Annotated in this window: 17 protein-coding genes; 13 read left to right on the top strand and 4 right to left on the bottom strand. The window is 63.3% G+C overall.

What is annotated here, in order from left to right:
• Positions 1–24: 24 nt before the first annotated feature.
• Complete coding sequence (locus QF015_RS01740) at positions 25–1,377, top strand: MFS transporter (RefSeq protein ID WP_429386448.1); 1,353 nt, start codon at positions 25–27, stop codon at positions 1,375–1,377.
• On the opposite strand, the gene QF015_RS01735 is transcribed toward QF015_RS01740, so the two are convergent.
• Genes QF015_RS01735 through QF015_RS01720 form a run of 4 tightly spaced genes read right to left on the bottom strand, consistent with a single transcriptional unit; the run spans position 1,374 to position 7,156 of the window.
• Positions 1,374–2,702 carry an alpha/beta fold hydrolase gene (locus tag QF015_RS01735; protein WP_429386446.1) on the bottom strand — a complete coding sequence of 443 codons (1,329 nt, stop codon included), beginning with the start codon at positions 2,700–2,702 and terminating at the stop codon, positions 1,374–1,376. The two genes, QF015_RS01740 and QF015_RS01735, sit on opposite strands and share 4 nt — an antisense overlap.
• Entirely contained in the window at positions 2,695–3,207 is a 513-nt protein-coding gene (locus QF015_RS01730) for a GNAT family N-acetyltransferase (protein WP_310204959.1), read from the bottom strand. The genes QF015_RS01735 and QF015_RS01730 overlap by 8 nt, the downstream gene beginning before the upstream one ends.
• Positions 3,208–3,235: 28 nt before the next feature.
• Positions 3,236–4,609, bottom strand: coding sequence for a CoA transferase (locus tag QF015_RS01725; protein ID WP_429386444.1), 1,374 nt, complete (start codon positions 4,607–4,609; stop codon positions 3,236–3,238).
• Between the two features lie 12 nt (positions 4,610–4,621).
• Positions 4,622–7,156, bottom strand: a complete 2,535-nt coding sequence (locus QF015_RS01720; RefSeq protein WP_429386443.1) for a DEAD/DEAH box helicase — start codon at positions 7,154–7,156, stop codon at positions 4,622–4,624.
• Between the two features lie 70 nt (positions 7,157–7,226).
• On the opposite strand from QF015_RS01720, the gene QF015_RS01715 reads away from it, so the two are divergent.
• From QF015_RS01715 to QF015_RS01660, 12 genes are all read left to right on the top strand, one after another.
• Entirely contained in the window at positions 7,227–8,006 is a 780-nt protein-coding gene (locus tag QF015_RS01715) for a trans-aconitate 2-methyltransferase (protein ID WP_429386442.1), read from the top strand.
• 169 nt (positions 8,007–8,175) lie between these two features.
• Entirely contained in the window at positions 8,176–8,556 is a 381-nt protein-coding gene (locus tag QF015_RS01710; RefSeq protein ID WP_310204949.1) for a GntR family transcriptional regulator, read from the top strand.
• Positions 8,557–8,621: 65 nt separating this feature from the next.
• Positions 8,622–11,549: an excinuclease ABC subunit UvrA gene (gene uvrA, locus QF015_RS01705; protein ID WP_429386438.1), complete on the top strand. Its 2,928-nt coding sequence runs from the start codon at positions 8,622–8,624 to the stop codon at positions 11,547–11,549.
• 68 nt (positions 11,550–11,617) lie between these two features.
• A complete protein-coding gene (locus tag QF015_RS01700) occupies positions 11,618–12,334 on the top strand; it encodes an HAD hydrolase-like protein (protein ID WP_429386437.1) in 717 nt (238 codons plus the stop codon).
• Positions 12,321–12,989 carry a lysophospholipid acyltransferase family protein gene (locus QF015_RS01695; protein WP_310204940.1) on the top strand — a complete coding sequence of 223 codons (669 nt, stop codon included), beginning with the start codon at positions 12,321–12,323 and terminating at the stop codon, positions 12,987–12,989. Before QF015_RS01700 ends, QF015_RS01695 begins: the two co-directional genes overlap by 14 nt.
• 63 nt (positions 12,990–13,052) lie before the next feature.
• Positions 13,053–15,068, top strand: coding sequence for an excinuclease ABC subunit UvrC (uvrC, locus tag QF015_RS01690; RefSeq protein WP_310204937.1), 2,016 nt, complete (start codon positions 13,053–13,055; stop codon positions 15,066–15,068).
• A 127-nt stretch (positions 15,069–15,195) separates the two neighbouring features.
• Complete coding sequence (rapZ, locus tag QF015_RS01685; RefSeq protein ID WP_310204934.1) at positions 15,196–16,119, top strand: RNase adapter RapZ; 924 nt, start codon at positions 15,196–15,198, stop codon at positions 16,117–16,119.
• Positions 16,119–17,135 (top strand): gluconeogenesis factor YvcK family protein, encoded by a 1,017-nt coding sequence (locus QF015_RS01680; RefSeq protein WP_310204932.1) that lies wholly within the window; start codon positions 16,119–16,121, stop codon positions 17,133–17,135. The genes rapZ and QF015_RS01680 overlap by 1 nt, the downstream gene beginning before the upstream one ends.
• A 9-nt stretch (positions 17,136–17,144) precedes the next feature.
• Positions 17,145–18,125, top strand: coding sequence for a DNA-binding protein WhiA (gene whiA / locus QF015_RS01675; RefSeq protein WP_018777554.1), 981 nt, complete (start codon positions 17,145–17,147; stop codon positions 18,123–18,125).
• A 172-nt stretch (positions 18,126–18,297) separates the two neighbouring features.
• Positions 18,298–18,921 (top strand): superoxide dismutase, encoded by a 624-nt coding sequence (locus QF015_RS01670; protein ID WP_310204929.1) that lies wholly within the window; start codon positions 18,298–18,300, stop codon positions 18,919–18,921.
• A gap of 271 nt (positions 18,922–19,192) precedes the next feature.
• Complete coding sequence (gene gap, locus QF015_RS01665; protein ID WP_024821016.1) at positions 19,193–20,203, top strand: type I glyceraldehyde-3-phosphate dehydrogenase; 1,011 nt, start codon at positions 19,193–19,195, stop codon at positions 20,201–20,203.
• Between the two features lie 9 nt (positions 20,204–20,212).
• A complete protein-coding gene (locus QF015_RS01660; protein WP_429386432.1) occupies positions 20,213–21,439 on the top strand; it encodes a phosphoglycerate kinase in 1,227 nt (408 codons plus the stop codon).
• Positions 21,440–21,489: the final 50 nt, after the last annotated feature.

The following is a 21,489-nucleotide window of genomic DNA, read 5'->3' as shown; positions in this document are numbered from 1 at the left end:
CCTTGAAAGTTGTACTCTCATGAAGTGACTACCACTTCAACAACGGCGCTGGACCCGCAAAGGGTTCAGCGCCGTACTGTTTTCCTCCTGAGTTCCTCGCAGTTGCTCAGCGGCATCGGCAACGGGGCCACGCTCTCCATTGGCTCCTTGCTGGCAGTTGACCTGTCAGGTTCCGAAGCCTGGGCGGGCTCCATCACCACGGTGCTGACCCTCGCGGCCGCGATCGCCGCGCTGCCACTGGCACGGTTGGCCGAATCGCGGGGACGCCGTGTTGGGCTGGTGACCGGGCTTGTGGCAGCGATGGCCGGGGCCCTCCTGATCATCGCCTCCGTGATGGGACAGTCCTTCGTACTGCTCTTGTTGGGCGCAGCGTTCCTGGGCCTCGGCACCGCCGCGAACCTGCAGGCGAGGTTCGCCGCCGTCGACCTCGCCGAACCGGGTCACCGTGGCCGGTCACTGTCCACCGTGGTCTGGGCGATCACCATAGGTGCCGTCGCCGGGCCCAACCTGATCCAGCCGGGGGCAGCCGTGGGGTCGGCCCTGGGGCTGGCACCGATCGCAGGTCCTTTCGTGTTCTCGGCGGCCGGCCTGTTCCTGGCGGCCGTTCTGTTGTTCGCCGGGCTCCGGCCGGATCCACTGCTGCTGTCCCGAAGGCTGGCGTTGGAGGCAAAGGGCGAAGGAGACGCGGGAACGCAGACCGCCAGAGGAACTGTGCGTTCCGGCCTGCGGGCAGTCCAATCATCACCCTTGGCCATGCTGGCCCTCGCCGCCGTCGTTGCCGCCCACGGCGTCATGGTGGCGGTCATGTCCATGACACCGTTGCATCTGCAGCAGCTGGTTGGCGGATCCCATGCCGGACACCACGGGGGAACCACCGACAGCACGGATGCGCTGGTGATCATCGGGATCACCATTTCGCTCCATATCGCCGGGATGTTCGCGTTGTCTCCGCTCTGGGGTTGGCTGACTGATAAGGCGGGACGCTTGCAGACCATCGCCATGGGGCATGGTCTGCTGCTGGTGGCGGTGTTCATCGCCGGATTCGGCCAGCATGAGCCTGTCCTCGTTACCGCGGGCCTGATTCTCCTCGGCCTGGGGTGGTCCGCGGCAACCATCGCCGGATCAACGTTGCTGGCCGAAAGCGTTGCAGCCGATGCGCGGGTGACCGTCCAGGGTGTCTCGGACACCCTCATGGGCGCCGCGGGAGCCGTCGGCGGCGCCACCTCCGGCCTTCTTCTCGCATGGATCGGCTACCAAGGACTCAATGTTGCTTCCAGCGTCCTGGCAGCGGCAGTACTGGCGTTGGCTCTGGTCATGCTGGCCCGCCGACGGGCACCTGTTGCCGGGAACGGTGCGATGTCCCAGCCACCGGCCTAACGGACTGCCCGCACCATCCCCAGCAGCCGTCCGAAGATGCCTTCGCCGTCCTCGCCGATGCCGTCATGGTGGAAGTCCGCCGTGACCCATGGTTGAAGCCCGCGCACTGCGGCGGCGGTTTCAAGGGACAGATCGTGATCCACATAGATGTCGTCCCTGTAAACGGCAGCCGCCACGGGGACAGTGTTTTCCGCCAACCGTGCGGGGTCATACAGCGGCTTCCAGTCTTTCCTTGCGGCCAACTGCCCAGCTACGTCGCGAAGGGGTACCAAGGCCGGATCCTGGTCGAAGTACCACGGGTAGACCATCTCGCCGGTGAGGAGGGGCTCCTTGGCCTCGGGCTTGAACTCCGGGTAGTCCTCCAATACGCGCCAGGCCGCCCAGTTGGTTGCCTCACCTTGACCGTAGATGGATTCATGCAGGACGGCGTAGAGGGGATTGGCTGCGCGGCTCACGAGACCCCGGACTTGTTCGAGAAAGGACTCGGAGAGTCGTTCCCCGGACGGCGAGCTGATGAAGGCGTCCTCGAGGAGATAGTGCAGCGCGTCCACCCGGGTGTTGCCGCCCAGGAATGATCCGACCATCTGGAAACGCTCCGGCGTCAGCCTCTCGCCACTGGCAAGGAATTCAGGTTCCTGTTCCAGGTGACGGGCGATCCGGGTGACTTTTTCCCGGTCCTCGGGGTACCACGAGAAGTATTCGGCGTTCCGGGCGGCAACGCGCTGGAACGTGGCTTGGTACACCCGGTCGGCCGTACCGTGCAGGGGAGCCAGCCCACCGGTGATGAGAACCTCCCTCAGCCCCTTCGGCGCGAAGGAAAGATAAGTCAACGCACAGAAGCCGCCGAAACTCTGACCGAGGACGGACCAGGGTCCGGAGCCGAGTACTTGCCGGATGTACTCCGCATCAGCCACGATCGCGTCGGCGCGGAAGTGGGTCAAATATTCGGCCTGGGCTGCTGCATCACCCCGGAGTTCCAGGGACTGCTGTTCAACGGGCGTCGACAATCCCGTCCCGCGTTGGTCGAGCATCAGGATGCGGAAGTCTTTTGCTGCCGCTTTCATCCAGCCGGACAGGGACGTCACCCGGTTCCCACGGCCACCCGGGCCGCCCTGGAGGAACAACAGCCACGGTAACCTGGCAGCATCCGCCGCGGTGTGATCCGTGGACGAGTACTCCCTGGCGAAAACCGTGATTGACTCACCGGCGGCGGTTTCACCGCTGTGCACCAGAGGAACCGTGAAATAGTGTTCTGCCGTCCGCAACCCGCGGAATTCGTGGCGGGCGCGGATGGTATGCGTCCCGGCACGATCCAGGTCAGCCACGTGCAAGAGCCTCGGTGGTCTCGCCGGCGTTCGTGCCGAAGGCCTCAAGTGCGTCACCGGTCAAGCGGAACGTGGACCATTCGTCCATGGGGAAGGCGCCAAGCTTCTTGTAGAAGTTGATGGATGGTTCGTTCCAGTTCAGGACACTCCACTCCACCCGGGCGTAGCCCCGTTCGACGGCGGTTGCAGCCAGATGCTGCAACAGCGCCTTGCCGTGGCCTTCGCCGCGCGCGTCGGGAACCACGTAGAGATCTTCGAGGTAGATGCCGTGGACACCTTCCCACGTGGAGTAGTTCAGGAACCACAGGGCGAACCCTTGGACTGTGCCCGCACTGTTTTCGGCGATGGTGGCGTAGACCCGGGGGTTCTCTCCGAAAAGTACCTCGGTGAGCATGGCCGGCGTATTTTTGACGGCATCCGGTTCCTTCTCGTAGATCGCAAGATCGTGGATCATCCGGAGGATGGCATGGACATCGTCAACAGTGGCTGGGCGGATAACACTCATGTGTCCGAGCTTACTAGGGGAGTCGGGACTACCGCTGCCAGGCCAGGGACGACGTTCCGTACTGCACGGGTGCCCGCCCGTACCGGAGCGGGACAGCGTCCACCATCAAGGGCGGCCCTACGAAACGGAGTGGTCCGTAAGGGCTGTCTGTCTCCAGGTATTCCGGCTCTGGCAACTCGCTGACCCTGCTGGCGGACCCGGCCGGGGTCATGCGAAAGAGTTCCTCTGCCGTCCCCGCCAGGGAGAGTTCGGCCAGTCCACCGGTTCCGGTCCTGAGACGTTCTGCCAGGAGCGCCAGGGCAGCAGCGGCCATTCCGTACCCCGTCGCGTGGTCGAGTGCCTGGACGGGCAGTGCGCCGGGCCTCCACCCGTCGTCGTGCAGGCTCCCATACCGTTCCGCGATTCCGCAGGCTGCCTGGACCAAACTGTCGAAGCCCCGCTGCCCCTGCCACGGTCCGGCGCTTCCCCAGGCGGTCAACGTCACCACCACCAGATCCGGCCTTGCCGCCAGCATCGCCTCCGGGCCAAGGCCGAATTTTTCCAGTCCACCACGGCGATAGCCCGTCACCACGACGTCCGCAGTGTCGAACAGGTGATGCACCGTCTTCGCGGTCCCGGCATTGCCCATGTCAGCCTCGGCGCTGCGTTTATCGAAACCGGAGTCGACAAAGGCTTCGGTGAGTTCCGGGAGGCCGGGCGGATCGATGCGCAGCACGTCTGCACCCAGGGCAGCCAGGAGGCGTGTGGCCGCAGGCCCGGCGATGACACGCGTCAAGTCCAGGACCCGGAGCCCTGCCAGCGGACGAAACGGATCGGCTGAAGGAACCCACGACGACGGCCGCGACGTCCCGGCTGCCGGTGGACGGAGCAGACGGATCCAAGGACCCCTGCAGGCCGCCTCGTACATCGACGTGGAAACCCACGCCTCCCGGGTGCGGACGGCCGCAGCTGCTCCTTGCCCGGCGATGATGGCCTGTTCAGCTTCCACCGAAGTCATGGAAAGCAGGACCCGGTCCACATCATGGGCAGTGCTGGCCGAGAGCGTCTCCATCAACCGTGCGGCATGGTGTGGGTAGTTGGCGTGAAGGCGGATCCAGCCGTCTCCGGTGGGCCGGAATCCCGACATCGGAGCAAAACCCTGGGGCTTCCGGCCGGCGATCCTGAGGTGTTGCAGAGAATCGAAAGAAGCCGCTGTCCGATGGGCTGCCACAGAGTAGCGCCCTGCAGAACCCGTGAGGGCTTCAAGGGCGGTGGCTGCGGCCCGGACAGACCCCAGCGCCAGCCCTTCGACGTCCAGGCTGCCACCCCACCACCGGCGCGGACCCTCGCAAGCAGCGGGCTGCGCGTCACTGAGGGCCTTCAACGTCCGCAGCTCGCCGGTCAGGTCCGGGATGGTCTCCACAGCAGCGGGACCTTAGAGCCTGTTGACGTCTGTCACGCGGACGACAGCTGTACCGGTCTCGTCCGATGCTGCCAGGTCCACCTCGGCAGAGATGCCCCAGTCGTGGTTGCCGGCAGGATCGTCGAAGATCTGCCGTACCTTCCAGGAGCCGGGTTCCTCTGTGATGATGAGCAATCCGGGACCGCGCGCGTCAGGACCTGTGCCAATGTCGTCGTGTTCGTCGAAGTAGTCGTCCAGGACTTCCTCCCAGCGCTCCGCTTCCCAGCCGGCATCGCCGTCGAGTTCACCCAGCGCGGCCGAGTCCTCATCGGCGAAGAGTTCAACCCTGCGGAACATCTCGTTCCGGACCATCACCCGGAATGCCCGGATATTGGCCGTCAGGAGCGGCGGCGGGGGCGGGGGAGCGTCGTGCGGAGTGGGCGCAAGCCCGGATGTCAGCTCTTCCCACTCATCCAGCAGGCTGGAATCAACCTGGCGGACCAGTTCCCCCAGCCAGGCAATAAGGTCCTCAAGGTCCTCACGGAGCGAATCCTGGGGAACGGTCTGCCGCAACGCCCGGAACCCGTCCGCAAGGTAGCGCAGGACGATGCCCTCAGAGCGGGCCAAACCGTAGAACTGCACGAACTCACCAAAGTTCATGGCGCGCTCGTACATGTCCCGGATGATGGACTTTGGCGCGAGCTCAAAGTCCCCAACCCACGGTGCTGCCTTACGGTACACCTCAAAGGCTTCGCCGAGGATGCCGGCCAGGGGCATGGGGTAGGTGACTTCGTCCAGCATGGCCATTCGCTGGTCATACTCGATGCCGTCGGCTTTCATGGCGGCAACCGCCTCGCCCCGGGCTTTCTTCTGCTGCGCCGAGAGAATCTGGCGGGGTTTCTCCAGGGTTGACTCGATGACGGAGACCACGTCCAGGGCATAGGACGGCGACTCCGGGTCCAGCAACTCCAGTGCGGCCAAGGCGAAGGGGGAGAGTGGCTGGTTCAGTGCGAAGTTGGCCTGCAGGTGAACCGTCAGGCGCACCGAACGACCCTCCGCTTCCTGTTCCTCCTCCGGGATCCGTTCAACCACACCCGCAGCCAGCAGTTCGCGGTAGATTCCCAACGCCTTCTTCATGAGCTTCAGTTGGGAGGCCCGGCTCTCGTGGTTTCCCGAAAGCAGGCGCCGCGTTGCCTGGAACGGGTCACCCGGACGTTCCATCAGGTTCAGCAACATCGCGTGGGTGACGGTGAAACTGGACGTCAGGGGCTCGGGTACGGACTCGACCAGCCGTTTGAACGTCGGCTCGCCCCAGGAGACGAAACCCTCCGGAGGCTTCTTCTTCACCACCTGGCGCAGCTTCTTCTGGTCATCGCCGAACTTGGCTGTCGCTTTGGCCATCGCCTTGGTGTTCTCCACCACGTGATCCGGAGCCTGGACGACTACCGTGCCGGCGGTGTCATATCCCGCGCGGCCGGCCCGTCCGGCAATCTGGTGGAACTCACGTGAGTTAAGCGACCGGGTGCGTACGCCGTCGTACTTGCTCAAAGCAGTCAACAAAACAGTCCGGATGGGCACGTTGATGCCCACCCCCAAAGTGTCAGTGCCGCAGATGACTTTCAACAGCCCGGCTTGGGCCAGCTGCTCCACCAGGCGTCGGTATTTAGGGAGCATGCCGGCATGGTGGACGCCAATGCCGTGGCGGACCAGCCTGTTCAACGTCTTGCCGAAGCCGGCGGCGAACCGGAATCCGGCAATCAGCTCGGCAATGCGGTCCTTCTCCGCACGGCTGCACATGTTGATGCTCATGAGGTTCTGGGCACGCTCGATCGCTTCTGCCTGGCTGAAGTGAACCACGTAGACCGGCACCTGCTTGGTGGAGAGGAGTTCCTCCAGGCTCTCGTGGACCGGGGTCAGGTGGTAGTAGTAATGCAGCGGGATGGGGCGTTCCGCCGAACTTACGGTGGTGGTGGTCCGTCCCGTCAACTCAGTGAGTCCGGTTTCGAAGCGTGTGACGTCGCCGAGGGTGGCAGACATCAGGAGGAACTGTGCTTGGGGGAGCTCAAGCAGGGGTACCTGCCATGCCCAGCCCCGCTGGGGGTCGGAATAGAAATGGAACTCGTCCATGACCACCGAGCCGAGCTCCGCCGTCGAGCCCTCACGAAGGGCGATGTTGGCGAGAATCTCAGCCGTGCAGCAGATGATGGGGGCGTCCTGGTTGACGCCCGAGTCGCCGGTGATCATTCCCACATTCTCTGCGCCGAAGATGTCGCACAGGGCAAAGAACTTTTCCGACACCAACGCCTTGATGGGAGCCGTGTAATAGCTCCGCCGGCCGCGTGCCATGGCTTCGAAGTGGGCGGCGATGGCCACCAGGGATTTTCCTGAACCCGTGGGGGTGGCCAGGATGACGTTGGCTCCGGAGGCGAGCTCCATGATCGCCTCGTCCTGGGCAGGGTAGAGCTGCAGCCCGCGGCTCTCAGTCCACTCCACGAACCGTGTATAGATCTCGTCCGGGTCCAAGGGACCCGTGGCATTGGAACCGGGGAGCTGCTCAAGAAGTTTCATTGGTTTCCAGCTTAGTGCCCGGACGGTTTAGGCTCGGCCCAGCAGCGGTGTCAGGCGCAAGGAGGCTTTGATGAAGTGGGATCCATCCAAATATGTGGAATTCGGCAACCATCGGGACCGCCCCTTCCACGACCTCGTTGCGAGGGTCCAGGCCAGCGGACCCCGGAAAGTGGTCGATCTCGGCTGCGGGCCCGGCAACCTGACCGCAACCCTGACCGAACGTTGGCCGGAAGCCCATATCGTAGGCATCGACTCCTCCGGGGAGATGCTCCGCACAGCGCAATCCCTCGCGCAGCGTTTCAGCCACCTTGGGTTCGAGCAGGGTGACATCGCGGACTGGGCGCCGGACGCGGAGACGGACGTCGTCGTCACCAATGCGGCGCTCCAGTGGGTTCCCGGTCATCAGGACATGCTGGCCGGTTGGTTGCGGTCCTTGAAGCCAGGCGCATGGTTCGCCATGCAGGTACCCGGAAACTTCACCTCGCCGTCCCACACGCTCATGCGGGAACTCGCGGAATCGCCACGGTGGTCCGGCCGGCTGGCAGGCGTCCTGCGACACGACGGCGCAGTAGGTGGCCCGGCGGACTACTTGGGCATCATGCTCGACGCCGGATGTTCGGCTGACGCTTGGGAGACCACCTACCAGCAGGTGCTGCCGGGCGAGGACCCCGTGTTGCAGTGGGTCCGCGGCACAGGGCTCCGCCCTGTTCTGGCGGTGCTGTCCGCGGAAGAAGCTGCAGATTTTGAGATGGAATACGCCGCAAGGCTGCGCGAAGCCTATCCAGCCACCAGCCATGGGACGGTTTTTCCGTTCCGGCGCATTTTTGCCGTGGCAAGAAAAAACGCATGAACCGGTCGGATTACCCGTCGTGGGCGGCCGGGACTTTCCGGTCCTGTGATGGCAGGTGTCGTCATGGCTTGTCCAGCTCCGGCGTCGCTGGTCTAATTCTCGGCATGGACCAAGGACGCTTCCGACATCAAACGCCCCGCCACATGACGGCACCCGGGCGGAGGTCCTTGTGACTCCCACCGGCGATTTCCCTGGCACCTGGCGCCCCAACACCACCAGCGCCGTTGCGCTCTTTGAACAGTTGAGGCTGCGGATCATTGAACTCGCGGACTCGGGAGTCCTGGCAGTCGGGGCGAAACTACCGCCCGTGCGCAATTTGGCAGGCGTGCTGGACGTCGCGCCGCATACAGTGGCCCGGGCTTACAAAGAATTGGAAGCGGCAGGCGTCGTTGCCACCCGCGGTCGGAACGGCACCGTGGTCTGTGCACGGGACGACCGCTGGGGGGCATTGGCCGAGGTAGCGGCTCAATACGCGTCCGCCGCCAAGGCCCAAGGGGCGTCCTTCGCCGAAGCGGTCCAGCTTCTAGCCGCCGCCTACGACGCGGATTGATACCGATCGGTAGCGTGTGAGGCACGACATGGAAATTCGAAGAAGTTTTCGATTAGCATTGGTAAGTGCCCAAAGCCTTAGCTGAAGATACCGCCATCGAATCCCCGAACAGCATCCCTGCAGTTCCTGACACCAAACCGGCCCGGCCCGACCTGTCGCGGCTCGTGGTCAAGGGTGCCCGGGAACACAATCTGCGCAACGTGGACCTCGACCTTCCCCGCGACGCCATGATCGTGTTCACGGGGCTCTCGGGTTCCGGTAAATCGTCCCTGGCTTTCGACACCATCTTCGCCGAAGGGCAGCGCCGGTACGTCGAATCCCTCTCTGCCTACGCGCGTCAATTCCTCGGCCAGGTTGACAAGCCGGATGTTGACTTCATCGAGGGCTTGTCGCCTGCGGTCTCCATCGACCAAAAGTCCACCAGTAAGAACCCCCGCTCCACGGTGGGCACCATCACCGAGATTTACGACTACATGCGGTTGCTCTGGGCCCGCGTTGGCCGCCCGCACTGCCCTGTCTGCGGCGAGCCCATCGCACGCCAGACGCCGCAGCAGATCGTGGATCAGCTCCTGGAGCTGGAGACGGGCACGCGTTTCCAGGTCCTCGCTCCCGTAGTCCGCGGCCGCAAGGGTGAGTTCGTCGACCTCTTCAAGGAGCTCACTGCAAAGGGCTATTCACGTGCCCGCGTGGACGGCGAGCTGGTCCAGTTGAGCGATCCTCCCAAACTGGGCAAGCAGTTCAAGCACACCATTGAAGTCGTCGTTGACCGCTTGGTGGTCAAAGAAGGCATCAGCCAGCGGCTGACGGACTCCGTGGAAACGGCCCTTGGCCTGGCCGAAGGCCGTGTCCTGGTTGAATTCGTGGATCTCGAAGCAGGGGATCCCGCACGTATCCGGGCATTCTCCGAGAATCTGGCCTGCCCCAACGAACACCCTTTGGCGATCGATGAAATCGAGCCCCGGTCGTTCTCCTTCAACAACCCGTTTGGTGCCTGCTCGGCCTGCAGTGGCATCGGTACCAAGCTCGAAGTGGACGAGGAACTGATCGTCCCGAATCCCGAGCTCTCCCTGGGCGAAGGTGCCATTGCCCCTTGGTCCCTGGGCACCGCGACCACTGAGTACTGGAACCGGCTCCTTGAGGGCCTCGCCCATGAACTCGGTTTCTCCATGAAGACGCCGTGGGAAAAGCTGCCCAAGGAAGTCCGTAACACCGTACTGCACGGCAAGGACCACAAGGTTGTTGTCCAGTACAAGAACCGTTTCGGTCGGGAGCGCAAATACAGCACGGGCTTTGAAGGCGCCATCCAGTATGTCCACCGCAAGCACGGTGAGACCGATTCCGACTGGGCCCGTGACCGGTACGAAGAGTACATGCGCCAGATTCCCTGCCCTGAGTGCAACGGTGCACGCCTCAACCCGGCGTCGTTGTCCGTCCTGATCAACGGCAAGTCGATCGCCGCGGTCGCAGCCCTGCCGATGCGGGAATGCGCAGAGTTCCTGGGCAGCCTCACCCTCACCGACCGGGAAGCACAAATTGCCAACCAGGTGCTGAAGGAAATCCAGGCCCGCCTGACCTTCCTCCTTGACGTCGGCTTGGAGTACCTCAACCTTGAGCGGCCTTCGGGCACCCTGTCCGGCGGCGAGGCGCAGCGCATCCGCCTGGCAACCCAGATCGGCTCCGGCTTGGTGGGCGTCCTGTACGTCCTTGACGAGCCATCCATCGGCCTTCACCAACGTGACAACCGGCGGCTCATCGAAACGCTCACCCGCCTCCGGGACCTCGGCAACACGCTGATTGTGGTGGAGCACGACGAAGACACCATCCATGAGGCCGACTGGGTGGTGGACATTGGACCAGGGGCCGGCGAGCACGGCGGCCAGGTGGTGCACTCCGGTACTTACAAGGAGCTCCTGGACAATACGGACTCGCTGACGGGGGACTACCTGTCGGGGCGCCGGAAAATCGATGTCCCCGCCAAGCGCCGCAAGTACGACAAGAAACGTGAACTCAAAGTTGTCGGTGCCCGGGAGAACAACCTCAACAACGTTGACGCGACGTTCCCCCTGGGGCTCTTTACCGCGGTGACGGGCGTCAGCGGTTCCGGCAAGTCCACGCTGGTGAACGAGATCCTGTACAAGGTCCTCGCCAACAAGCTCAACGGCGCCAAGCAAGTGGCTGGACGGCATCGGACCGTGGCCGGCCTGGAACACCTGGACAAGGTGGTCCACGTCGACCAGAGCCCCATCGGCCGGACTCCCCGGTCCAACCCCGCCACCTACACCGGGGTGTTCGACAACATCCGCAAGCTCTTCGCGGAGACCACCGAGGCCAAGGTTCGCGGTTACCAGCCCGGACGGTTCTCGTTCAACGTCAAGGGCGGGCGCTGCGAGGCCTGCTCGGGGGATGGCACCTTGAAGATCGAGATGAACTTCCTTCCGGACGTCTATGTTCCTTGCGAGGTCTGCCACGGCGCCAGATACAACCGGGAAACCCTGGAGGTCCACTACAAGGGCAAGACCATCGCTGATGTTCTCAACATGCCCATCGAGGAGGGTGCGGAGTTCTTCGCCGCCTTCACCCCGATTGCCCGGCACTTGAACACCCTGGTGGACGTGGGCCTCGGCTATGTCCGCCTCGGGCAGCCGGCAACCACCTTGTCCGGTGGTGAGGCCCAGCGCGTAAAGCTTGCCGCAGAGCTCCAGAAGCGTTCCAACGGCCGCAGCATCTATGTCCTGGACGAACCCACCACGGGCCTGCACTTTGAGGACATCCGAAAGCTGCTGATGGTTCTTCAGGGCCTGGTGGACAAAGGCAATACCGTCATCACCATTGAGCACAACCTGGACGTCATCAAGTCTGCGGACTGGATTGTGGACCTCGGTCCCAACGGCGGATCAGGAGGCGGGAAGATCGTTGCTACGGGAACGCCCGAACAGGTGGCAAAATCGACCGACAGCCATACAGCGACCTTCCTGGCTGAAATTCTTGGTTAGTCTCTAGAAGTATTCCGGTAGCGGCATGCGAGTTTCAGGCATGCCGCTACTCGTGAGAAACTAACCCGGTGACTCAAACAACGGTGCCCGTAATATTCGATCTGGACGGCACCCTTGTCGATCCTGCCGGCGGAATAACCGGGGGAATTTCCGCAGCCCTCCGCGAAATGAACCTTCCCGTTCCGGATCAGGCCGTCTTGAATTCAATGGTCGGTCCCAAGCTCAGCGATTCCCTGCTGCATCTGGCCAAAGTCCCGGAAAGCCTGGTGAATGAAACCATCGAGCGATACCGGCGCCATTACAAGGAAACGGGTATCGGCCAAAGCAAGCTGTACCCCGGAATCTTCGATCTCCTGGAATACTTCGCCGAGTCCGGCCGGCCGGTAGCCGTTGCCACGCAGAAGCCGCAGTCCATTGCGCGGCTCGTCCTGGAACACCACAACATTGCCGACTTCTTCGTCTCCATCCGCGGGGCAGCGGACAACGAGTCCCTGGAGGCCAATACGGCATCAGGCAAAGTGGAGATCGTTGGTGCAGCGTTGGCTGACCTTCACTCGCAACCGGCCGTGATGGTGGGAGACAGGCATCAGGATGTCGCAGGGGCCCTGGCGAACGGCCTGGACTGCATCGGCGTCAGTTGGGGGTTCGCCCCGGATGGCGAGCTCCAGGAAGCCGGCGCGGTTGCCATCGTTGAAACTGCCCTTGAGTTGCGCACCACAATTGAAGAACTTGACGCTGTCCGTGCGGCGGCCCTGAGCGAGGTACAAAACGATGGCAGTCTTTGATGCGATCCGGTGGACCACCCGTGGACTGATTTCTTCCACGTGCCGGCCTACTGTCATTGGGCTGGAGAACGTTCCCAAGGAGGGGCCCTTCATTGTGGCGCCCAACCATCTCTCGTTCCTGGACAGTGTGATCGTTCAGGCCCTGATGCCGCGACCGGTCGCGTTCTTCGCCAAGGCCGAATACTTCACCACCAAAGGCGTCAAAGGCGCCGTCATGAAGTCCTTCTTCGAGGCCGTCGGATCGATTCCCGTAGAACGCGGCGAGCAGGCCGCCAGCGTTCAGGCGCTTAAGACGTTGCTGGACATCCTTGAGTCGGGCAAAGGTATCGGCATCTACCCTGAGGGCACCCGATCCCGGGACGGCATCCTCTATCGGGGACGCACGGGAGTGGGGTGGCTTGCCCTGACCACGGGTGCACCCGTCATTCCCGTGGGGCTGATCGGCACCGAGAAACTGCAGCCCGCAGACAAGAACGCCGTGCGTCCCCAGCACTTCACCATGAAGGTGGGCGAGCCCTTGTACTTCGAGAAGACGGGACCGGACCACTCCCTCCCGGCACGCCGGGAAGTGACCGACAAGATCATGGATGCCATCGCGGTGCTCAGCGGCCAGGAACGCTCCACGAGCTACAACCAGAGTAAATCGGTCGACTGAAACAGCGCTGTCCCCCACGGGAGGGTGGCAACGGCTGTCGTTCCGGTTCACTAGACTGGACACGTGGCAGATCCAGCAAGTTACCGGCCCCAAACGGGTGAAATTCCCACCACCCCGGGCGTCTATCGATTCCGCGACCCCCATGGCCGGGTCATTTATGTGGGGAAAGCAAAGAACCTCCGGTCGCGGCTCAATTCCTACTTCGCCAATCCGGCGGGGCTGCTGCCCAAGACCCACGCAATGGTTCATGCGGCAAGCAGCGTCGAATGGACAGTGGTGGGCAGCGAGCTGGAATCGTTGCAGCTGGAATACACCTGGATCAAGGAATTCAAGCCGCGCTTCAATGTGGTGTTCCGCGACGACAAAACCTATCCCTACCTTGCTGTCACCATGGGGGAGAAGTTCCCCCGGGTCCAGGTCATGCGTGGTGAGCGGAGAAAAGGCACCAGGTACTTCGGCCCGTACACCGCGGGGGCCATCCGTGAAACGATGGACACCCTGTTGCGGGTTTTCCCCGTGCGAAGCTGCAGCGCGGGCGTCTTCAAACGTGCCGAATCGAGCGGGCGCCCCTGCCTCCTTGGCTACATCGACAAATGCTCGGCACCTTGCGTTGGCCGCGTCACACCCGACGAACACCGGAGCCTCGCCGAAGATTTCTGTTCCTTCATGGGTGGCGAAGCCAAGCGTTTCATCAGCCGCTTGGAGAAGGACATGGCGGCCGCCGTGGCCGAACTGGACTATGAACGCGCCGCCGGGCTCCGGGACGACATCATCGCGCTGCGGAAGGTCTTCGAACGCAATGCCGTGGTCCTCGCTGAGGACACCGACGCAGACGTCTTCGCACTGCACGACGACGAACTTGAAGCCTCCGTGCAGGTCTTCCACGTCCGCGGCGGACGCGTCCGCGGGCAACGTGGCTGGGTCGTTGAGAAGGTCGAAGATGCCACCACACCCGAACTCATCGAACACTTGCTCCAGCAGGTCTACGGCGAGGACAGCGAGGTCCAGGGCCGGATCCCCCGCGAGGTACTGGTTCCGGAAACCCCCAGCAATCACGCCGAACTCACGGAATGGCTTGGTGGTCTGCGCGGCGCCAAGGTGGACATCCGCGTGCCACAGCGCGGTGACAAGGCAGCACTGATGTCCACTGTGCGCGAGAACGCGGAGCAAGCGCTCAAGCTGCACAAGACCCGCCGGGCAGGCGACATTACTGTCCGGTCCGTGGCACTCCAGGAATTGCAGGAGGCGCTGGAAATTCCCGTTCCCTTGTTGCGGATTGAGTGCTTCGATATCTCGCACGTACAGGGCACCAACGTGGTGGCTTCCATGGTGGTGGTGGAGGACGGACTGCCCAAGAAGGCCGATTACCGCAAGTTCTCCATCACCGGGGCAGCAGCGGTTGACGATACCGCGGCCATGCATGATGTCCTCACCCGCCGGTTCAGGCACTACCTGACCGACAAGGCCGCGCAAGTGCCTGTCGTCTCAGGCGAGATCGTCAACCCGACACGGGCCGGGGCCAAGAGCAATGCCGACGTGCCGCCGTCGGACCCCACCATGCCTGCCCCGAAGGCCAAGTTCGCGTACCCACCCAACCTGGTGGTGGTGGACGGCGGCCAGCCACAGGTTAATGCCGCAAAGCGGGCGTTGGCCGGGTTGGGCATCGACGACGTTTATGTGGTTGGCCTCGCCAAGCGGCTGGAGGAAGTCTGGCTGCCGGACAGCGACTTCCCGGTGATCCTGCCGCGGACATCGCAGGGACTGTACCTGCTTCAGAGGATCCGTGACGAAGCCCACCGCTTCGCCATCACCTTCCACCGCCAGAAGCGCGGGAAGGCCATGACCGTATCCGTACTGGATGGTGTGCCGGGCCTGGGCGAAGCCAAGCGTAAGGCTTTGGTGGCCCATTTCGGATCGCTCAAGAAGATCAAAGCCGCGTCCGTCGAGGAACTCACGTCCGCCAAAGGAATCGGTCCTGCCCTGGCTGCCGCAGTGGTCCAGCATCTGGGCTCCACGGACGACTCCTCTGAAGCAGCCCCGGCGATCAACATGACCACCGGCGAAATACTTGAATCTTAGCTAGGGTTAGAACCTGGCTGGCGGCCGCACCTGCGGTCACCAGCGCCTGAACCTGCCAGGCGTGCTTGCCCCTCCAGGCGTGCAGCGCAGGCAGGTACCACCACTTCCGACGAAACGGGGACATTTGATGGATGAGGCAACGGCAGGGTCCGGAACGGAGCAGGACGGCCTCACGCCCGTCAAGCCACCGGAGGCGGAGCTGCTGGTAGTCACCGGCATGTCCGGGGCAGGACGCAGTACAGCCTCGGATGCACTGGAAGATCACGGCTGGTATGTGGTGGACAACCTTCCGCCACAGATGCTGGGAACCCTGGCTGAAATTGTCTCGCATGCTCCAAAGTCGATCCCCAAGCTGGCAGTGGTGGTCGATGTCCGCAGCAAGGACCTCTTCACCGACATCCAGACTGCCTTGGGCGCACTCAGTGCCAGCGGCATCACCTTCCGGGTGCTCTTCCTGGATGCCAATGACGAGGTCCTGGTCCGCCGTTTCGAGCAGGGACGCCGGCCACATCCGTTGCAGGGCGGCGGCAGGATCCTCGATGGGATCGGCATTGAACGCGAAGTCCTGCGTGAACTGCGCGAACATTCCGATGTGGTGCTGGACACTTCCGACTTCAACGTCCATGGCCTGGCAACGGCCATTACGGAATTGTTCAGCGATACCGGCCCGGTGACCCTGCGCCTCAACGTCATGAGCTTCGGATTCAAATACGGGCTCCCGGTGGATGCCAACTTCGTCGCTGACGCCCGCTTCATTCCCAACCCGCACTGGGTACCCAAGCTTCGGCCACACACAGGGCTGGACCAGGACGTCAGCGACTACGTGCTGGCCGCCGACGGCGTCCACGAGTTCGTGGACAGGTACGTCCGGGCGTTGGAGCCGGTCCTGGACGGCTACCGGCAGGAGAACAAGCACTACGCCACCCTGGCCGTCGGCTGCACCGGTGGCAAGCACCGTTCGGTGGCGGTCGCCGTCGAGCTTTCCAAACGTTTGGCCCAATATCCCCGCGTCACCGTCACCACCACCCACCGCGACCTGGGACGCGAGTAGTGGGCGTCCTCACGGGCCCACTGCCCCTGATTCCGCCCAAAGGGGTTCCCGGCAGCCAACAGAAGAAGAGCCCATCGGTGGTGGCTCTGGGCGGCGGGCACGGCCTGGCAGCATCGCTGTCCGCACTGCGCCTGCTCACGTCCGAGTTGACGGCGATCGTTACGGTAGCGGACGACGGCGGCTCCTCGGGGCGTCTCCGCGAGGAGTACGGCGTCCTCCCGCCTGGTGACCTCAGGATGGCGCTCAGCGCCCTGTGCGACGATACCGATTGGGGCCGGACCTGGCGGGACGTCATGCAGCACCGGTTCAACGCCGGGTCCGCCAAGGGCGGCTCACTGGACCATCACGCCATGGGCAACTTGCTCATCGTGACGCTGTGGGAGCTTTTGGGCGACACGGTTGCCGGACTGAAATGGGCCGGTGCGCTCTTGGGAGCCCGGGGCCAGGTGCTTCCCATGTCAAGTGTCCCGCTCACCATTGAAGGCCGGGCCCGCGTCGAACTCCCGGGTGGAGGCCATGAACTGCAAACAGTCAGGGGGCAGGCAAAGTGTGCTGTGGCGGGCAAGCTCGAAGAAGTCAGGCTCCTGCCCGAAGACGCTCCTGCGTGCACCGAGGCACTGACGGCCATCGAGTTGGCGGACTGGGTCATTCTGGGGCCAGGCTCCTGGTACACCTCGGTGCTGCCGCATTTGTTGCTGCCTGAGCTGCGCCAGGCGCTCGGCGACACCGCTGCAAAGCGCTGCCTGACCATGAACCTTGACGTCGAAACCAAGGAAACCTCAGGCATGACGGCTGCCGACCATTTGGATGTCCTGCGCCGCTATGCACCTGAGTTCAGCGTTGATGTGGTCCTTGCCGATCCTGCCGCGATCCAGGATCTTAAGGCCTTTGAGAAGGCCGCAGGGATGATCGGCGCTGAAGTGGTGTTGGGTAGAGTAGGGGCGTCGAGGCGCCGCCCCGTCCATGATCCACTGCTGTTGGCAGCGGCGTACCACGATATTTTCGGGAACAGTTAGGAACACGCGATGGCACTTACTGCGTCGGTCAAGGACGAACTGTCCCGGCTGGACATCAAAAAATCTTCTGTCCGAAAGGCGGAAGTTTCGGCAATGCTCCGCTTCGCGGGCGGCCTGCACATTATTTCGGGCAGGATCGTGATCGAGGCCGAGGTCGACCTCGCCTCCACGGCGCGCCGCCTCCGGGCCGCGATCGCGGAGGTCTACGGGCACCAGAGCGAAATCATCGTGGTCTCCGGCGGAGGCCTACGCCGGGGGAGCCGCTACGTTGTCCGCGTGGTGCGTGACGGCGAGGCCCTTGCCCGCCAGACAGGCCTGCTCGATGGACGTGGACGCCCTGTGCGCGGCCTTCCCTCAGTGGTGGTCAACGGCTCGGCGGCAGACGCTGAGGCTGTCTGGCGGGGAGCGTTCCTTGCCCACGGTTCACTCACGGAGCCCGGACGGTCTTCCTCCCTGGAAGTAACCTGCCCCGGCCCTGAATCAGCGCTGGCACTCGTTGGAGCTGCACGCCGCCTGGGCATCCAGGCCAAGGCCCGTGAAGTGCGTGGCGTGGACCGTGTGGTGATCCGTGATGGAGACACCATCGCAGCCCTCCTGACCCGCATGGGCGCCCACGACGCCCTCATGGTCTGGGAGGAGCGGCGCATGCGCAAGGAGGTGCGGGCCACCGCCAATAGACTGGCGAACTTTGATGACGCAAACCTGCGTCGTTCGGCCCAGGCAGCCGTAGCAGCAGGTGCCCGGGTGGACCGCGCCTTGGAGATCCTGGGAGACGACGTCCCGGACCACCTCAAGTACGCCGGGGAGCTCCGCGTAGCGCACAAGCAGGCCAGCCTGGATGAACTGGGACGCCTTGCGGATCCGCCCATGACCAAGGACGCCATCGCGGGCCGGATCCGCCGCCTCCTTGCCATGGCGGATAAGCGTGCGCTTGATTTGGGAATTCCGGGCACTGAGGCAAATGTGACTCCCGAAATGATGGACGAGTAGTCCGCACCCATAGAATCGAAAATGCGTGGAGGAAATACTGCGAGGCCACCCCGGGTTGTTCCCGGTGGAGGCAAGAACAGGCTTCTTCGCCAAGGATTTCCGGCCGGCATGCTGGCCGGATGACATAACGAGTTACCAACCCGGACGTCAGTCCATTACATTGGAGGATTTCGTGACAGAGTACGTTCTGCCCGAGCTCGGCTACGACTACGCAGCTCTCGAGCCGCACATTTCGGCGAAGATCATGGAGCTGCACCACAGCAAGCACCATGCAGCTTACGTTGCAGGCGCCAACAATGCCCTTTCCCAGCTGGCAGATGCCCGCGAGAAGGGTGACTACGCCAACATCAACCGCCTCTCCAAGGACCTCGCCTTCCACACCGGTGGACACATCAACCACTCGGTCTTCTGGAACAACATCTCCCCGGACGGCGGCGACAAGCCCGAAGGTGAGCTCGCAGCTGCCATCGACGACGCTTTTGGTTCGTTCGATGCCTTCCGTGCCCAGTTCACGGCTGCCGCTCTTGGCCTGCAGGGTTCCGGCTGGGCTTTCCTGGCCTACGAGCCCATCGGTGGCAACCTGCTCATCGAACAGCTCTACGATCAGCAGGGCAACGTTGCAGTGGGCACCACCCCGTTGCTGATGTTGGACATGTGGGAACACGCCTTCTACCTGGACTACGTCAACGTCAAGGCGGACTACGTCAAGGCCTTCTGGAACATCGTCAACTGGGCGGATGTTGCCAAGCGCTTCGAAGCCGCACGCACCAACGCCACGGGACTCATCGTCCTCTAGCTGGTGAGCCGCAGTTCACGCTGGTGTAACAAAAGTCACTTTTAGGGTGAAATGCGGCTAAATGCTGGAAAGCCTGCCTCCGCAGTTGCGGGGGCAGGCTTAGTTAAACGTAAGATGGATCACGGAAGGCGGTTAGCCTTCAGCAACGTGGCTGGTCGCCCTCCGATCTGATAATCACCTCTGCCCAAAGACGTGCGGGGTCTGTTAGTTGGAAATTTCTAATCCGACTCACTAGGCGTGCTTGCAAGAGCACCAAGGAGATTGACACATAGTGACCACCCGTATTGGTATCAACGGCTTCGGCCGCATCGGCCGTAACTACTTCCGCGCAGCACTGGCCCAGGGCGCAGACCTTGAGATCGTCGCAGTCAACGACCTCACCAGCCCCGAGACCCTCGCGCACCTCCTGAAGTACGACTCCGTCGGTGGACGCCTCGCCCAGACCGTGGAAGTTGTCGATGGAAACCTGGTAGTCGACGGCAAGTCCATCAAGGTCCTGGCCGAACGCGATCCCGCAAACCTTCCCTGGGGCGAGCTCGGTGTGGACATCGTCATCGAGTCCACCGGCTTCTTCACCAAGGCCGCGGCAGCGCAGAAGCACATCGATGCCGGAGCCAAGAAGGTCCTCATCTCGGCACCCGCAAGCGACGAAGACATCACGATCGTCATGGGCGTAAACCACGAGCTCTACGACCCGGCGGCGCACAACATCATCTCCAACGCCTCCTGCACCACCAACTGCCTCGGCCCGCTGGCCAAGGTAGTCAACGACGCCTTCGGCATCGAGCGTGGCCTCATGACCACGGTCCACGCCTACACGGCCGACCAGAACCTGCAGGACGGCCCGCACGGCGACCTCCGCCGTGCACGCGCTGCCGCCATCAACATGGTTCCCACCTCCACCGGTGCGGCCAAGGCAATCGGTCTGGTCCTTCCGGAACTCAAGGGCAAGCTCGACGGCTACGCCATCCGCGTCCCGGTTCCCACCGGCTCCGCAACGGACCTTACGGTCACGGTTTCCCGCGAAGTCACGGTCGAGGAAGTCAACGCCGCCGTGAAGGCCGCAGCAGAATCCGAGCAGTGGGCCGGCATCCTCAGCTACACGGACGCCCCGATCGTGTCCTCGGACATCGTCGGAGACCCCGCTTCGTCCATCTTCGATTCCGGCCTCACCAAGGTCATCGGCAACCAGGTCAAGGTTGTTTCCTGGTATGACAACGAGTGGGGTTACTCGAACCGCCTCGTAGACCTCACGGAGCTCGTCGCATCCAAGCTGGGCTAGGGTAGACACATGACATCTCACACCCTCAACGAACTCATCGCTGAAGGTGTCCGCGGGCGGTACATTCTGGTCAGAAGTGACCTGAATGTGCCGCTCGACGGCTCTACAGTGACCGACGACGGCCGCATCAAGGCCTCCCTTCCGGTCCTCAAGAAGCTCTCGGACGCCGGTGCCCGTGTGCTCGTAACCGCCCACCTGGGACGCCCCAAGGGCGCTCCCGAAGACAAGTACTCCTTGAAGCCTGCTGCGGCCCGCCTGGCGGAACTTGCGGACTTCAAAGTAGAGCTCGCCGCCGACACGGTGGGAGACTCTGCCAGGGAACTTGCCGCTGCGCTGCAGGACGGCGAAGTACTCATCCTCGAGAATGTGCGCTTCGATGCCCGCGAAACCAGCAAGGACGACGCCGAGCGCGGCGCCTTCGCTGACGAGCTGGTGGCCCTTACGGGAAACAATGGCGCGTTCGTGGACGACGCCTTCGGCGCTGTCCACCGCAAGCACGCCAGCGTCTATGACGTCGCCACCCGGCTGCCGTCATATCTGGGTGACCTTGTCCACACCGAGGTTGAGGTTCTCCGGAAGCTCACCACGGACACCCAGCGTCCCTACGTCGTGGTTCTTGGCGGGTCCAAGGTCTCGGACAAGCTGGCAGTCATTGACAACCTGCTCGGCAAAGCCGACACCATCCTCGTTGGCGGCGGCATGCTCTTCACCTTCCTTGCTGCAGCCGGCCACAAGGTGGCGGCAAGCCTCCTTGAGGAAGACCAGATCCCCGTTGTCCAGGATTACCTGAAGCGCGCATCCGCCGCCGGTACGTCCTTCGTGATTCCTACCGACGTGGTGGTGGCGAGCCGCTTCGCAGCGGACGCCGAGCACGAGGTGGTCAAGGCAGACGCCATCGAGGAGAGCTCATTCGGAACTTCCGGCATCGGCCTGGACATTGGACCTGAATCGGCTTCCGCCTTCGCAGCACAGATCGAAGGGGCCAAGACCGTCTTCTGGAACGGACCCATGGGTGTCTTCGAGTTCGAAGCATTCTCCAGCGGCACGCGGGCCATTGCCCAGGCGCTGACGGATACGGTTGCCTTCACTGTGGTCGGGGGCGGCGATTCAGCCGCCGCTGTTCGGACCCTCGGGTTCGAGGACTCGCAGTTCGGACATATCTCCACCGGTGGTGGCGCCAGCCTGGAATACCTTGAAGGCAAGGAACTTCCCGGCCTAAGCGTCCTGGACCGCTAAGCACCAACCGGCCGGCAGGACGCCACTGCGTCCTGCCGGCCGTTCCATAT

Source organism: Paenarthrobacter sp. TE4293, from assembly GCF_050435325.1.
Taxonomy (GTDB): Bacteria; Actinomycetota; Actinomycetes; order Actinomycetales; family Micrococcaceae; genus Arthrobacter; species Arthrobacter nitroguajacolicus_C.
The sequence above is the reverse complement of the archived record's forward strand: the minus strand, read 5'-3'. Positions and strand labels throughout refer to the sequence as shown.